This is a genomic window from Bradyrhizobium sp. 23, assembly GCF_023073295.1.
Classification (GTDB): Bacteria; Pseudomonadota; Alphaproteobacteria; order Rhizobiales; family Xanthobacteraceae; genus Bradyrhizobium; species Bradyrhizobium canariense_D.
On record NZ_JADPJF010000012.1, the window covers coordinates 1 to 15,988 of the forward strand.

Below are 15,988 nucleotides of genomic sequence, written 5' to 3' on the forward strand. Positions count from 1 at the left end.
GTACCTGCTCGATCGCGTCCGACATTCCCCGCAAGAGATTGGCGAAGTCGACCATCGACGGATATGCAGCGAACTCGGCAGAGGTCCATCCCTTGCCGAACAACGAAGAGCCGTTGGCATCACGGACGGTCAGATTGATCTCGTTACCAAGTTCCCAGTCGCCGACTGAAGATGCGAACTGGCGAACAAACGCCAGGGTCCGATTGTAGCCCTGGGAGTAGATCGCAGCAGCGTCGCCGGCAGGATACTTGCCGGCATCGGTCTTGTCGCCCCACATTAGCGGAAGCGCCAGAACAGGTTCAAGAGTGACGCCATAGTTGGCGGCAAGGCCCACGATCGAGGTGAAGCGCGTCGCTGCCCATGGATCAGTGTCAGCCGCCAGAGGAATGGTCAGGCGGTATCGCTTGAGTTTATGTGCGGCGAGCGTCTTGAAGACGTCCTCGTCATTGATCTGGCGGTACGCCCCGGAGGCGAACATGGAGTGGCCATTGACGCCGATTTGAACTGTCAATTCTGTTCCTTGATTGCGCGAGAAAAGAAGAGGATGCCGTTTCCAGCAGATCTGATTTCGGGCGCGGCGGGGTAAAGGAGGAGAAACCCCGCCGCAGTCGGGCCGCAGCAGTCGGCCGGCGCTCTGTGCCGCCGCTCTCTGTTCTGTACTGCGACTATGGTTGTATTTTGGCCTACTCTCCCCTGAGGGAGTGGACTCCGCAGACGTCCGAGACTGAAGGGAGCGGCGCGCGCCAAGCCGGGGCTTCCGTTTATTGGCGCCAGCATTGGGAGCCTCAGCCAAGTGAGGTAGCTCCGTTGTCTCAATCCCTTGTGATCGCCCCAGTTGAGCTTCTGATCGCTCCCCTCGCCGCATGAGTGGGCGAAGTCAATGAATTCACAAGTCCGAGAGAGGATGCCCGTGAAAACGCTTCAGGAATCCACTCTTGCCATCGCCATCGTGGCAAGCACACTTGCGATCGCGGTGCCAGCGTGTGCAAATTCCGCAGCTTCGGAGTAACCGGAGCGCCGTTCCGGCTCAAAGCTGTCGAACCAGGGGGAACCCTCATGATTTCCGGCCATCGGAAGGCGGTCGCGCTCTTTTCCTCCTATGCAGCGACCGGGGACGGCACGCGTCTCGTCAGCTTCGCGTGGACCGCTCTGCCCCGTTTGCGGCACCACCTCTCAATGGCGCGCCGCCTCTAAGCGGGATACCCCAAAAGGTCGTCTGGCCAGGTCGCGGATGCGCTTAGCGGCCGGCCGTCGATCTCGCTGCGGCGTGCCTGTCAGTGACTTCTTTCGCGACTGAGCAACGCCGATTTCCGTGCACACCGCTGGGCAACGGCTGGGACGGCCCATCGGCGGCCCGGCACGATCGAGGTCGACGTCAACTGCATGTACCGCACGCCGTTCTTCGGGACGTCGCTAATGAATTCCGTTCCTCTGGGCGGCTACACCGCGAAGAAAATCCCAGTCGTGGATCTGCGCGAGATCGCAGCCGGACAAAGCGTCGCGATGGCCGCGCGCTGCGCATTGCGCGATCTCTACGACGCATGGCGCCTGCTGCACGTCCGCGGGCTGGATTGGAAACAGGTCAACCTCGCTACGCTCGCGATCGGGGCGGCCACACGGGACCTGAACTGGCGGACGGCCTCGCTGGACGGATATAGCTACGACGCCAACGAACTCCGCGGAAAATTGCTAACCGTCGTGAAGAGCGACATGTTCGACAAGGACGGCCGCCCGGAAGCCTGGCGCGAGCTCGTGCTGGCCAAATGGCAAGAACGACTGGCGCCCTTGTTCGAACATGATCGCGGCGAGATGTCGTTCCTTGATGCTCTCTAGGAAGAGGGACGGATCGACGTCAGCAGTCTCCAAGGCGATGCCGCCGTCAAGCACGCGATAGAGAACTTCCCCGCGCTGCAATGGAAGGCTTTGAACATCAGGAATCACAACGCCGTCTTCCGCGCTTGTGGGCAGGCTCCGACGTTACGCCAGAGGGAGAGTAGAATTTCTCCTTATTTGTCACACCAGGACGAAACGGGAGGGCGGGAGAACGGCGGCGGATGCCCGCTTTCAGCCATCAGCGGGTTCGTGCACCGTTAAACCGAGACGCCCCGCGTGATCGAGCAGATGCTCGACCGACGAGGCCGCCCATTGCCAGCCGCCGCCCGGCGTCCGCTCCCGCATTGTCTCGAGCTGTGCCGCGATCGCCCGCAGACTGAGGTCCGGATCGGAAATGGCAATGCCGGCGAACGAGTGTCATCAATCGATCCTCCGGCTGTCGTCGCTGCGCGCGCTGGACAAGTTCAGGCTTCGCGAGGCCTTCGCACAGCGATGCATGGTCGAGCAGCCAGGCGTTGAGTTCCTCCAGGTTTTTGAAGCGGAGCCTCGGCGTGAAGAAGCGCTCGCGCACAGCCCGACCTGGTTCTTGACCTGGCCCTTCTCCCAGCCCGACGCCGGCGTGCAGGCCACCGGCTCGACAAGATAGAAATCCGGATCAGCGTCAGCCGTTCCGGCGACGGCTTCGTCGCATTGGTCGCCAAAAGCCGCTCAAGCTCATCGCGCCATGCACCCAGCCGAGGCAACGGCTGATGCTTGCGCACGTAGCGGAACTCCGTTTGCCCCGAACGCAGGGACCTTGCGGACCACCTCCCGAGAGACCTCCAATTCCCGGCAGATCTGCTTGATCGATCTGAACCAGCGAAAGCCGGCGCATCTTTGCAATCGGCTTCACAACCAACATCCAAAACAAATGCCTCCGATGAAACCGGAAGCAGTGTCACGCCCTTGCGTTAAGGAGGGCCCGTTTGGATGAAAACGACCCCTCAAGCAGGGTCCTTATTCCATGAAAAATCACACTGCGGTCCTATTGAGCGACGAAACGGCAGGTCATGCCGGATGCCGAGCACCGCGCACAGGGGCTTCAACAATAGGGCCGAGAATTGCCATGTGCCGCTGCGAAAGCGGGAGCGGACGATGCAGGGCTTCCGTTCGCCGGGGAAGCCTGCAGCGCTTCGTCTCGATATTCTCAACCTTCCGTAATCTCTTCGTCCAAGCCAGCTCCCGCTCCTTAGATAAGTTGACAGCGCCTGATCGCAGGCCCAGGCGGCCTGACCTGCGGCCTTCGCCGGCCGGTGTAGGCCGCAGCCCGATTCGTTAACGCTTGAGCCAGGTCTCGGATTTTCTTTATCGGTCCGGGAGAACGCCTTCGTCAGCCAATCGTCAGCCAGGCGGTGTATCTAGGCCTGCCGCGCCTCATCAGCCTGAACCCAATGCAAACGCAGGAGTGCGAATCAGCATGTATGGTCGAATTGGTGCCTCGTTCGATGTCCTCTACAGCGGCGAAGCTGACGAAGCGAATCAGTCGGGAGCCACCGGGCAACCGGATGTAGGAAGCCAAAGATTCGCGAACATGTTTGCCCGGATGCATTTGGCCGGAGTGGTTCTACCGGCAATTCATCTTCGCGTAGGTGGACGAAGAACGGTCCCGGTGAATGGCAGCGCGCAATCAAACCTCCACTCTGTCTCTGAAAAACTGAGGATAGCGAGTGCGGCGTGATGCGATCGCGTGCCAGTCTCGGCCGATCTTGGGCTGCTGGCGTGTACTTTGGCCAGGAGTAGGCCGCGCCGTCTCGGGTCCGGGCTGACCATGACGGTTGACGAAAACATGCCGCAGGTTCCTCAGACCTCATGCCATGCGCCATCTGGGCGATTGCACTTATGGGCCAAAGCCTTGATGCACCATGGTTGAGCGACATCAGCCCGCAACATCATAAGCAGCGATTCTCCCCTTTTATCAGAGATGGAATATGACGGGCATTGGCCGATCTGGCAGATCGCGCATTGGGGATGCTGGAGCCGGATCGAGCAGTTCACGCTCGCACTCAAGCCTAGCCCCTGGGGAAGGCAGTCAATCGTTCGATTCCGTCGTGGAGCGGATGCGCTCTGGGCCCCAAGATAGAGGGACGCCCTCCGCTAGCATGGCGCGCGGTGCCGACGATGCCCTTGGCGACAGGTCTTCCGGTCCCTCCGTTGGCCCAGATCGAATCCTAGGCGCTGCGGCACGGGCAGCCGCTGCGCCACGTGCAGCCACTGCACGGCGGCGCGGCTTTCCCTCAGTGTCGGAGGGTGGAGACACGACGCCGGTCACCAGCCAGCCGCCAACTTCGGGTGTGGCAGTCTCCATTTCCTCGTCAGAGGAAGAAATCAACGCAACAAGGCGGCACATGGATCGCCTGGTTGAGGAACTTGACGCTTGCCGTAATGCGGCCATGCACGCCCAGAACTCGGAGGAGGCGCAAGAGCTGAGCGATCGGTTCATCAAAGCAGGTTCGGCAGTTCTGGAGTACTACGCGAGGCTGCGCCCGGCCGTGGCGCGGAGCATTCTGTCGGACGCTGAGGTCCGTCGATACCGCTACGCCGTGCTCGATGCGGCCCACCAATGCAACGCACTGGCCTCATCGACTATCGCCGCCTTGCAAGACCGCAGAAAGAATTCGGCAGACCTGTTGCAGCGGATTTTCGAATCCAACGCTACCCCCGACCAGCTGAGCCGAGTGGCTTCCAGTGTGGCGAAGGAGCATGCGGCTTGCGTGGAGTGGTGGGGAAAGAAGCTGTTGCGCTCGGAACGGATGGTGTCCGTCTGCGAGGCCACCGCCAACTTGCCAAGCACGACGCCCGAGATGCGGAAGCCCGAAGAGGCCGCACTACGCCTGAATACCGGCTTGGTACTTCATGCGCGGTACATGCGTCTGCAATCGCGGATTGCGCTCACGCAGCTTATGATTGAGTCTCAGGCGAGCACGTTTGAACCGGCCGTGAGGGACGCCCTCATGGGTGAGAACGGGGGGGTGCATCTGCTCGGGACCTTTGTCCAGGATGTTTATCCGGCATTCCTCTCGACGGAGGAAGCCGTTCTGCACAACGACGGAGCGGCACTCGACGCAGAGCACTGCACCGTTCTGGAAGGAGCCATGGAACGGCTTTCGGAATTTGCGTTGGCGTTGCACGACGACATCCTTGCCAAGCTAAGCGATAACCGAACAGGTGCCAGCCTCCCATTCGAACTGTTGGGCCAGATCGTAGACGACGCACGGATCACTGCGCATGAGGTCGTGCACTTCCTGGCACTGCAGCTGAAAACGTCAGCCATCATTGCATTGCCTGCCGACGCTGGCGCTACGGTACCGGCCGACACTGCCGGCAAGGCAACGGCGGCCAAAGGCACCGCTGCGCGCAGGGAGGGGAAAGGCAACCGCAAGCCGGCTGCTGATGCCGCGAGTTCGGCCGGGCGGCCCGAGCCGCAAGTCGCCGCGGGCGACAGCGACACCGCGCCAGCGGACAAGGTTCTCGTGCGCTCGGATTTAGGTACGAAGAAGCTTGTGAGCGCCAAGGAGGCGCATGCGAGTGCGTCGTCGGCGGCGGCACACTCGGCGGTCTGGCAGGCCCCGGCATCGACGGAGGCGTTGGCGCCACTGGTCAAGCGGTCGGACGAACTTTTGCAGTTCGATCTGGCTGGTCAGCAAAGGACCGTCTCGCAAGCGCGCCAGATGAAGCCCGAGGACGCCGATCACGTAGTGGGCATCGTGGTCGAGCGCCTGCAGACGCCGCCCGCCGAGATGCAGGCCTGTCTGGACCCGCTGGAAGAGCCTGGTCGACGCGGCCTGCTCACGCCTGCGCATGTGCACGAAGTGCACGAGAAAACAGTCCGGCTCAAGATGAAGTTGTCCGAGGCGCAGGGACTGGCGAACGCGGCGAACCCGGAATCAAGTCTTGCCCCTGGGGAAGGCAGCCAATCGTTCGATTCCGCCGAGCGGATGCACTCTGGGCCTCAAGATAGAAGGAAGTCCTTCGCTCGCATTGCGCGCGGTGCCGATGATGCCCTTGGCGACAGATCTTCCGGACCCTCCGTTGGCACACATCGGATCCTGGGCGCTGCGCCCGGTGAAGCCACTGCACGACGGGGCGGTTTTCCCCCAGTGCCGGAGGCGCCAGGTCGAGAAGAAACCTTTTTAGGTTCTGATGACAAACCTTGGCTCGGCAAGCAAAAATCCAGAAGCTCGCAACCAGACACGGTGCTACCCCATAGGCAAACGGAGTCCGACCCGGGTGCAGGACCGGGAAGGCGGCGTTTCGTCCATGTAGCCGAACAGAGCTTCAAGCGTGGATACTCGGAAAACCTACTTAATAACGCTTTACATGACATTTCCTTCGCTGGCGACATCACTAAATTCTCATGCGCTGTGGTGGAGTATGACAGGAAGCTGCAGGGTCGAGCGGACCACGCAACATTCCTGCAAAAGGCCGCTTCCGAGTTCAAACGCGAATTTGTCCCAAGATGGGAACAAGATATCCGCGCCCGGAATACATGGGGGTACGCCACCTCATGCAACACGATGAGCCGGGAGGCTGGAGGTCAGGCAGGCGTGGAAGCTTGCAGGGCCATGGCAGCTCAGGTGTCGAGCCTCGGCAATGCGCTAAACGACGTCGAAAGCAAAACGCTTTCCCTATTCGTATTGTCGTTCAGTCGATATCCCGGGGTGGCGGAATGTCGCAATGGAATGATCCGAATCGCCAGATTTTTTCGTGAGCAACGCGGAGCACTTTCGGAGCTCAACGCTCAAAGTCTCGCCCTGCTGGTCAACGGCTTCAGCAAGTGCCCGGAAGAGGAGAACTCTCGTGAGGCCACAATAGCAGTTGCCGCTGAGATTCGCCGCCGCGCTCCCGGGCTCTCTGATTTTGGTCCGCAGAGCCTGGCTATCGTGGTGAACGGTTTGAGCAAGTGGCCGGAAGACGCGGAGTGTCACGGTGCTATAAGGGCAATTGCCAGCGAGGTCCGTCACCGCGCGGGCCGCCGCGATGTCTGGCTCTCTGACTTTGGTCCGCAGAACTTGGCTACCGTGGTGAACGGTTTGAGCAAGTGGCCGGAAGAGGCGGAGTGTCGCGGTGCAATGAGGGCAATCGCCGTCGAGGTCCGTCGCCGCGCGGGTCGCCGCGATGTCTGGCTCGCTGATTTTGATCCACAGGCGTTGGCGAACCTGGTGAACGGCTTCAGCAAGTGGCCGCAGGACTGTCGAGATGCTATAGTTCAAATCGCCGTCGAGGTCCGTTACCGCGCGGGCCGCCGCGATGTCGGGCTCTCTGATTTTGATCCACAGGCGTTGGCGAACTTGGTAAACGGCTTCAGCAAGTGGCCGCAGGACTGCCGAGACGCTATAGTTCAAATCGCCGACGAGGTCGTCCATCACCGCGGCGACCGGCTCTCCAATTTTACTCCCCAGCACTTGTCGAACCTCGTGAACGGCTTCAGCAGGTGGCCCGAGGGGGTGAAGTGCAACGACGCTATACTTGCAATCGCCAACGAGGTTCGTCGCCGCGCTGGCCGAGCGGACCGGCTCTCCAGTTTTACTCCCCGGCACTTGTCGAGCTTGGTGAACGGCTTCAGCAGGTGGCCGGAAAGGACAGACTGCCGCAGCGCTATAGTTGAAATGGCCGACGAGGTCCATCGCCGCGCCGACCGGCTGTCTGGGTTTGATCCGCAGGGTCTGGCGAACCTGGTGAACGGTTTCAGCAAGTGGCCTGATGAGACGGGCTGTGGCGACGCCACGCTGGCGATCGCCGGTGAGGTCTGTCGCCGCGCCGACCGGCTATCTGGGTTTGATCCGCAGGGTCTGGCGAACCTGGTGAACGGTTTCAGCAAGTGGCCTGACGAGACGGGCTGTGGCGAAGCCACGCTGGCGATCGCCGGTGAGGTCTGTCGCCGCGCCGACCGGCTTTCTGGGTTTGATCCGCAGGGTCTGGCAAACCTGGTGAACGGTTTCAGCAAGTGGCCACAAGAGGAGAACTCACGTCACGCCACCGCTGTGATCGCCGGTGAGGTGCTTCGCCGCGCCGACCGGCTCTCCGATTTTACCTCTCAGCACCTGGCGAATCTGGTGAACGGCTTTAGCAAGTACCCACAAGAGGAGAACTCACGTCAGGCCACCGTTGTAATCGCCCATGAGGTCCTTCGCGCCGACCGGCTGTCTGATTTCACTCCGCAGGGTCTAGCGAACCTGGTGAACGGTTTGAGCAAGTGGCTGCAAGAGCAGGACGCTCGCCAAGCCACAGTCGCGATTGCCAACGAGGTCTCTCGCCGTGACAACCGGCTCTCTGATTTTACTCCGCGGGAACTGGCGATCCTGGTGAACGGCTTTAGCAAGTGGCCGGAAGAGGCGGTGTGCCATGGGGCGATAATCGACATAGCGGGCAAACTCGGCTCGGGAGACCTCCGATTCGGAGCGTTCACCACAACTCAGCTCAGCATGATAGCCAATGCTCTCGGGCGAGGTGTCACGAGGGGAGAGGGCACTGGAGAGATCATAGAGACCGCTCTGCTGAAGAATCGGCTGCACGGTATGGCCCACTACCTTCACTATGCCAGTGATCGCCTGGAGCAGACCCAGGTTCTGAACATCGCCATGATTTTCAAAGCGCTGGCTAAGGCTCAATTGTTTGACGATCTCGGTTTGCTCGCACCCACGGGGTTAGACCGGCTGACGGAACTGCATCGTGCCCCTGGCTTTGCCGCTGAGAACGACCTCGAAACCATGGGTACTCTCTGCGTCGCTCTGCTGCCGCTGGCGCGCAGTCCGCACCTGCGCTGGCACCGGAGGCGGGCTTTAAACTTGCTGAACGACATTCAACCGATCGTCGAGCACAAGATCGAGGGGCATCTCAAAGCAAGCGATGCCGAGCGAGCCAGAGGGCCGTACTCGAGCCGTTGCCCCGCCTTGTCGATCTATCAAACGCTCAAGGCCCGTGCGGTTTTCGCGGCATTGTTCCGCCGGCCCTATGTCGAAGGCAAGAAGTCCGATTTACGGGTGAGGCAGGAAGAGCTGCAGCGCAAGACTAAGGAGATTTTGGACAAAACGGGCGGCCTCGTCGAAGGCGATCTTTCCAACATGAGCTGGAACCTGATGGCGGAAATCGCGGCGGAGAGTCCGGTCGATGCGCTGGACACGTTCTTGGCGAAGAATGCGGCGACGGTCCAGGCCCAACATCCAGCGTCCGTGTTCGACGTCCATCAGGTGTTGCGAACCATGGCCCACGAGCCCAGACCTCCGCAGGGTGACGCGGGACTTATGCAGTTGTCAGTGGTGGACATGCAGGGCCGGCCAGTGGCCACGGAACCCGAGACACGCTATTCGATTTTTCATCGCCTGACCTCGGGGGTTTTGCCCGTCGTCGCGGTCCAGCTGCCAGGAAAGCCGAGCGCGTTCATGCTGGCGCGTACGGTCACCGTCGAGGGTGTGCCATACCGCATGGACCTGTTCGGCGGAAGCAAGTTAAAGCCGCCCAAAAAGCCCGTGTCGCAGATCGCCGGCCGCCTTCCAGGTGTGGCGAGGGCAGAGTCTTCCGGGGGAAAGCTGCTGGCGATTCCGTATGCCGAAACGGCGCCGGGCACAGCGTTCGAGCAGCTGTCACGTGCCTGGGCCCCTTTCAAAGAGGCATACTATTACACTCAGCGCAGGGGTTTTGCCGCGCCGCCGGCAATCAAGGACCTAGGTCCTCGGGACTACGCGCTGGAGGGCGCCTTCAAACTGTCGCTGCTGCCGGACCGTCCTGCCAGCGAGGAGCATCCCTTCAAGCTGACCGGGCCAGAAGGCCCGATCGCCTTGCGGCCGCATGATGGTTGCGGTTTTATCAAGGCCTCGCTGGCCAACCGTATGCCAGCTGTAAATCGCGCCCGCCGACAGGAAGGTCCTGATCGGGTGCCTGCCTTTGCTGAGGGAAGAAGAATGTCCGTTCCCGCATCGGCGCTGCAACACTATCCCCGAAGCGAGCCGGTGACCGATGAGGCGCGGGAGAAGGCCAAAACCTGGCTCGAGAGCAGACAAGGGCGAGAGTTGACGTCTGAAGAGTTGTTTCGCACCGTGACGGCCGGACACATCGACGGTCCCGGCGCGGTTGCCGTACCGTCCAGCGATGACTGTCTCCATGTGCCGACGCTCAAGAGCGAGACGTTGATGGGGGCGAGCGGCGTGCTGATCGGGCGCTCGCCCTACGACAAGCCCAATCTGCGCCCGCTTGCCGCCGAGCGAGTCAAGTCGGCCGTTGAGGGGGACCCGACCGCTGTGTTCCTCGAAAACTGCACAGCCATCCAATACAGCTTCAATGTCGCGCAGAAGTCGGGGAAGGAACTGGCGGGCGACGATCCGACTTTTTTTGCCAAAGGCATTCTGATGGTTGTGCCGGATAAGATGTGGCCGGCCGGCTACGCCGACCGTGGGCTGGTGTTGTCTGCCGAGGACGTCAAATGCCATTCGAGCTGGACCTCGAGCAAGGACCGCGCCAAGGTGGACACGCCGCTCGAGTGCGTCGGCATCCTGCAGGCTACCGAGGTGTTCGCTCCGGGCTCGTTGGTTGCCGTCCCGATCGGTGAACAGAAAAAACTTGACGGAGACTTCGACGGGGACACCGTCGTCATCGTCGGCGACCGGCCGCAGCTTTTTGAGCATGTGCGCCAGTTCGATCGCAAGGAGCAAGCTCTCGGACTTCCGTCGCTGAAGCCGCCAAAGTCGCATACCCCGGCGCTTGAGGGCGACAATTACCAGTTCGGTCGCGCCCGCCAGATCCTCGCCGCCACGCAGGATGTCCTGGGAACCTATAGCTGCCTGCAGCGAAACTTTCTGGCTCAATCCCATGAAGCACAACGCTGGTTTGCCGAGCGTGCTGTCTTTGGCACCTATGAGGGCGTTCACCACGAGCTCAGGCGAGAGATCCGTCAGCTGTTGGGCCAGGAAGAGGTGAGTAGCCAAGATATCCAGAACACGTTTGCGAGAGCGAGGAGCGAGATTGAGGTCGCCAAACATCTGGTTGCTCGCGAAATGGCCGAGTTGCTCGTCGACGACCTAGCGGCATGGGCAGTGAAGCCGAATGAGCAACCCCTGCCCGAAATAATCGAAAGCTCGAACGCCGCAAACCCGAGCCTCAGCGCAAGGCTCTGCAACCTTTTCCCGGATCTGGCGGAGACCTATCCGGCAACGCCTCAGCCACGAGACCGCATCCAGCTTTTACTCGACCACTATCCTCCTCGCATCGATCCCCGCCCGGATGGTTACAATGCGGACGACCTCGTAAAAAGCGCAAACAACTTGCTGAGCCTCGGCATCAAGGTCGGCACCGACGCCTATAAATCCGATACTGGCGCCAACCTCTTTTTCCAGAAGAGCAGTCATCTTCAGCGGCTCCTCTACGAGACGCCGGGCTTGAAGTCCGTGCCCTACGTCAAGGGCGTGGCGGCGACCCTCGCCCGCGGAAGGTTTGATGTCGATGCGACCTTGGAGGATCTGAGGGACAACCCCACTCTGGCGGCTTCAATCATGGAGAGCTCGATCAAACTCGCTGCGGAGCAGGGCATTTTGCGCAAACCGTCCGGCCTCCGGCCAGCCGCTGACGATGCTGACATGATCACGCTGACCCGCGAGCAGGCCTCAGAACGCGCTCAAAATGAGGCTGGCCGAGCTATAGCCGAAGAGAGGAAAATCACCGCAGCGGCACGCGAGGTTGCCGGAATCCTTGCGCAAGCCGGCATCGAGGTGAAGATGCCCCATCTGGAGCGCCGCTTGAAATCGCATGCCTCCATGACAGATCAGCTCACCGGCATGAGCATCCCACCCAGCAGCGCCCCACAGCTCTTCAGCAACGCGGTACGCCACGTCTTAGAAATTCCTGACAAGGATTTTACACGTGCCTTCAAGAAAGCCATGCTGGCCTTCGAGGAGCGGGACTACACCGAACGCCAGACAACCAACTGGTTCAGAATGCGCAGTCCGACTTTCGTCGGCATCAAGACAGTGCTCACCACGGCGGACTCTTATCGCTTCGAAGTGGAGTTCCACACGCCAGGCAGCTATCAAGCCAAGCTTGCCAATCACGACAGCTATAAAATTCTCGGCAGGCTGCGGCGGCAATCAAGGGAGGATGCTTTGGAGCAAGCTGAGGCCGAGAAACTGGTGCAGCGGACGAGAGAGGTTTGCACAGAGATTGCGATCCCCGACGGCGCCCTGGGCATACCCCACTGGGGAGCCGAAGGAGATCGTAAGGACGGTGCCGCTGCGGCATCTGGATTGCGAGCTTTCGATGAATCAAGAATGCCCGAGATCGCCAGGTCAACGGAGGCAAGAGAGATTATCGCGGCGACTTGTTCACACCGCGCAAAACCAGGGTGAGCCGCAGCTCCCCTGTGCGGTTCTTGACCGGAATGGTATCGCCGATGTGCGGAAGCGAACAGAACAGCCATTTTGCCTGTGAGTAAGCTCGCGCTCGCTTGGCCCTTCTAAGGTTCAAGCGCCTCCAGCGGCCTCGGCCTCCACGACCCCAAAAGTCCCCATGGCCGAGGCCGTCTTTAAGGCTACCGATGGCCCCATGGCGCCGATGGACCCTTCGACATTCAAATGGAAAGTTCCGAACCTCGGCGCCGAGCCGGCCACAGACGCCTCAAACGAACCGCGGCTCGATGTCCGACAGCCGAAACGAACGCTATGGCTGCACCAGTCCTCTCCAGCCGCCTCAAGAAAGCTCTGCAAGTCGTAGGAAGTTTGCGAACAGTACGTCCCCTTGTGGGGTGAGTATCGACTCTGGATGGAACTGCACGCCATATGTTGGTTGATCGCGATGGGCGAGGGCCATGAGTTCCGCATCATCCGAGCGTGCTGTCACCGTCAGGTGACGGGCAGATGAAGGATCCAATTCGACGATAAGCGAATGGTAGCGCCCCACACGAAGTGGAGACGGTACTTCTTTGAAAAGCCCGCCGCCTTCATGTGTGACATACGAGGACCGACCGTGCATAGGACGACGGGCGCGCGTTACGCGTGCGCCGAACACCGTCCCAATGCACTGGTGTCCGAGACAAATCCCGAGAATTGGCACCTGACCCGAAAGTTCACGAACGACGGCTGTCGATATTCCAGCCTCAATTGGAGTGCACGGACCGGGGGAGATGACAACCGCGCGGGGCCTGAGGTCAGCAAGTTCGCTCACGTCCATCGCGTCGTTCCGGACGACACGTGTTGCTGCACCAAGCTTGCGAAAATATCGCGCAATGTTGAAGACGAAAGAGTCGTAGTTGTCGATAATGACAATCAAGATGCACCGGCGTCTTCAGCAATGAATGCGCGAAAAATGCGCTCTGCCTTTGCAAGGCTCTCCTCATATTCGGCGGCCGGATCGCACATTGCTGTTATCCCGGCCTGCATGGAACGGCCTGGCCGTCGCCGATCGTTACGGTGGCGAATGGCAATATTTACATCCATATGTCCATTGAATCCTATGTAGCCTATGGCCCCGCAATACACCTCTCGCGCCACACGCTCGATATCCAAGATAATTTCCATCGAGCGTACCTTGGGAGCTCCGGTAACTGAGCCGCCGGGAAAGCAGGCCCTAAGTAGGCCTACGGCATCCTCTCCGTGTGCTAGCTCACCCGTAACGACGGACACGAGATGGTGCAGTGAGGCATAGGACTCGAGATTGCATAAGGACGGGACGTGGACTGATTCAGGCGTGCAAACGCGCGAGAGATCATTGCGCAGGAGGTCGAGGATCATGGTGTTCTCGGCGCGGTCTTTCTCCGAATGTACCAGCGTCTCAGCGCGACGCCGGCCTTCCTCGCAATCAGCAGAACGCGCCACCGTCCCCTTGATAGGTCGCGTTTCGACCTACTCGCCTGTCAAACTTTAGGAAACGCTCGGGCGAGCTCGATGTAATGGTGAGCTTGCCATACCGAAGAAGGCGGCAAAGGGAGCCGGATTCATCTTCCGCAGCTGACAATAGAAGGCTATCGGATCGAACGAGTTCGCCAGGCGAGCGCTGAAGCGCTGCGCAATGTTGACCTGGAAGGCGTCACCCGACAGAATGAGATCAATCACGCGCTGTACCGCCGCGATGTATCCCTGGCGACTGAAGTTTGAATGCCATGAGCCGGCCTCGCCTGGTTTAAAATCAGGAGGAGGGGCTGAGACTGTAAGCAGCCCAACAATTGTTTCGGCTCTTTGGCGAGCTCTCTCACGCCGGCGAACTGGATCCTGCTCCGGCCACCCGGTAGAAAGGATCCAGCATCTATCATGGCGATGATCGAAGCTTATCACGACGTCGTAAAGATGTAGGAGTGCCTGAGGCAAGCGATGCCCCCGATGGTCGGCACCGGCAATCGCTCCAGCGTCCTGTTCAGCTCGTATCCAAAAAAGCCGGCGGCGCCGCCCTGGAATGCCCGGAGATCGGCGCGATGTATTTGCGGATAGTTGGCTAGCAGAGCGCGAAGTGCCGCCCACGGATCGCCCACAATGGACTCTCCGTTGCAAATACCTCTCCCGTCCGCGATGATGTAAGTGCTGAAGGGATCGCACGTCACATACGAGTACTGCCCGAGCACCGCGTGTCTCGATGCGCTATCCAGGAACGTGAGGTGCCTCCGATGCGCGAGGCGTCGCATGGCTATGAGGGCTCAATCCACTGCAGTTCCAATACATGCATTAGTCTGTCGCTCAGCGATACATGGCCGATTGTAATCCCGTCCGGCGAAGGCGTGCTTCATGGGCACCCAAAAACCCCTACTTGCCTGCCAGGTTAATTACGCCCGCGGGTAGGGCCTGCCAAATGGCTCGGCATCTGTTGACATGCTGTAATCGGCCGCGAGACGTAGCTCTCGGAGCGGTCTTACCTGCCGGATCGATTCCTGGTAAAGCTCGTGCGCCTTATAGGCTACGAGTTCGACTTCGTCGTCGAATTCACCGTAGACGATCACGTCAATTTCGTTGCCAGGCCGGTCACTCTTGCGGTTGCGAGCGACCTCAAGCCGGCGTGCGTGCGGGATTTTGGCGAGTACGGAAAGGCCGTCGATTATTTTGTCGACATGCGCCTAATCTTTTGCGGTGAAGAATACGATGTGTCGAATCATAGATGACTGTCGGTAATCGCGAACATTGCGGTTTGACTTCGCCCAAAGCGACAGATGCCTCATCGCAAAGCTGCAAGCCTCGGGCAGCCGTTCAGATGCCACTGCACGGCAGGAGCCCTGCACCATCGCGGTGGCGGGTGTTTAGCTCGCTGTTCTTCCTCCGCTATTACGCAAGGTAGACAATCTCTGAGACGAAATTCTGCATCGAAGTAAGGAACCGCCTGATCATAGTCGCTAGGACAACTTCAGTAGATGCTTCCGTCGACGGTCATTAGCTTCGCGCGGATCTCGTGCATGAAACGGTCTCACTTGCAGGATCGGCGCATAAGAACTGCAGCAAAATGCGCTCCTTCGTTGAATACAGGCTGGGTCACCAAACAGAAGGGGGAAGGCCGCCGCCAGCCCCTGAAGCGATGACATCGACGCGTGACTTCAAGGTTGATTCCGCTCTTCGGCTGATCACCGCAGAGAGATGATCGTGAAACGACTTTCAATCGCGGAACGTGGCGATAGTCTTAGCCATACATGTCGCCTGGGAGGAGCTTATCGTTTCGGCGCTGCTCGTCGCGAAGCAACGAAGAAAGGTAGTACCTGGTGTACACGCTTGCCTGGAGGCGCTTCCAACGCGCAGCTGCATCGCGCCGGAAGGCTGCGCTGCCTTCCGGAAAGTCGCTGAAATGCTGCTCCGCCTTCGCCAAGTTTTGGGAAAAATGGCCGCCCGAGGTGCCGCGGTTCTGATCGAGCACTCCTAGACGGCCTTCACTTGGACCGCGTTGCTTGCATGCGCGTGAGAGCCCAACGCGCTGGTACATCGGTGGATGCGATTGCCCAGGGAAGCGCGGCTGCCATTTACTTGACATCAATACAAGTAATTCGATGGTCTATCCTTAAGCAAAGCCTAGCGGAGGCAAGACATGTGTGTTTCGGCATGGAATAAGGACCCCGTTTTCGGGGTGATCGGCATCCAATCGGGGGTCTGACTCATTTCCGATGAAGTTTGCCGGGCGACTGTGGTTCTCAAACGGAGAATCAGCGCCATGCGGACGGGCTTTCAAA

6 protein-coding genes and 4 pseudogenes are annotated in these 15,988 nt (G+C 60.0%); 3 read left to right on the forward strand and 7 right to left on the reverse strand.

Annotated elements, in window-relative coordinates; all coding sequences use genetic code 11:
* Positions 1-511, reverse strand: a pseudogene (locus IVB32_RS02060) (hypothetical protein); the annotation flags it as partial.
* A 953-nt stretch (positions 512-1,464) separates the two neighbouring features.
* On the opposite strand from IVB32_RS02060, the gene IVB32_RS02065 reads away from it, so the two are divergent.
* Complete coding sequence (locus IVB32_RS02065; protein WP_346731086.1) at positions 1,465-1,833, forward strand: hypothetical protein; 369 nt, start codon at positions 1,465-1,467, stop codon at positions 1,831-1,833.
* Between the two features lie 499 nt (positions 1,834-2,332).
* Here IVB32_RS02065 and IVB32_RS02075 read toward each other — a convergent pair.
* A pseudogene (locus IVB32_RS02075) lies at positions 2,333-2,734 on the reverse strand (IS21 family transposase); the annotation flags it as partial.
* 115 nt (positions 2,735-2,849) lie between these two features.
* Here IVB32_RS02075 and IVB32_RS02080 point away from each other — a divergent pair.
* Both IVB32_RS02080 and xopAD read left to right on the forward strand, forming a co-directional pair.
* Positions 2,850-3,043: pseudogene (locus tag IVB32_RS02080) on the forward strand (DDE-type integrase/transposase/recombinase); the annotation flags it as partial.
* A 1,174-nt stretch (positions 3,044-4,217) separates the two neighbouring features.
* Positions 4,218-12,203, forward strand: coding sequence for a XopAD/skwp family type III secretion system effector (xopAD, locus tag IVB32_RS02085; RefSeq protein WP_247409660.1), 7,986 nt, complete (start codon positions 4,218-4,220; stop codon positions 12,201-12,203).
* A gap of 340 nt (positions 12,204-12,543) precedes the next feature.
* On the opposite strand, the gene IVB32_RS02090 is transcribed toward xopAD, so the two are convergent.
* The 5 genes and pseudogenes from IVB32_RS02090 to IVB32_RS02110 form a co-directional block, all read right to left on the reverse strand.
* Complete coding sequence (locus tag IVB32_RS02090) at positions 12,544-13,122, reverse strand: aminodeoxychorismate/anthranilate synthase component II (protein ID WP_247400023.1); 579 nt, start codon at positions 13,120-13,122, stop codon at positions 12,544-12,546.
* Positions 13,119-14,123, reverse strand: a pseudogene (locus IVB32_RS02095) (anthranilate synthase component I family protein). Before IVB32_RS02095 ends, IVB32_RS02090 begins: the two are co-directional and overlap by 4 nt.
* Positions 14,120-14,467: a hypothetical protein gene (locus IVB32_RS02100; RefSeq protein ID WP_247350630.1), complete on the reverse strand. Its 348-nt coding sequence runs from the start codon at positions 14,465-14,467 to the stop codon at positions 14,120-14,122. The pseudogene IVB32_RS02095 and the gene IVB32_RS02100 overlap by 4 nt, the downstream one beginning before the upstream one ends.
* Before the next feature lie 138 nt (positions 14,468-14,605).
* Positions 14,606-14,878 carry a Dabb family protein gene (locus IVB32_RS02105; protein WP_346658979.1) on the reverse strand — a complete coding sequence of 91 codons (273 nt, stop codon included), beginning with the start codon at positions 14,876-14,878 and terminating at the stop codon, positions 14,606-14,608.
* Positions 14,879-15,447: 569 nt separating this feature from the next.
* A complete protein-coding gene (locus tag IVB32_RS02110) occupies positions 15,448-15,678 on the reverse strand; it encodes a hypothetical protein (RefSeq protein ID WP_247350627.1) in 231 nt (76 codons plus the stop codon).
* Positions 15,679-15,988: the final 310 nt, after the last annotated feature.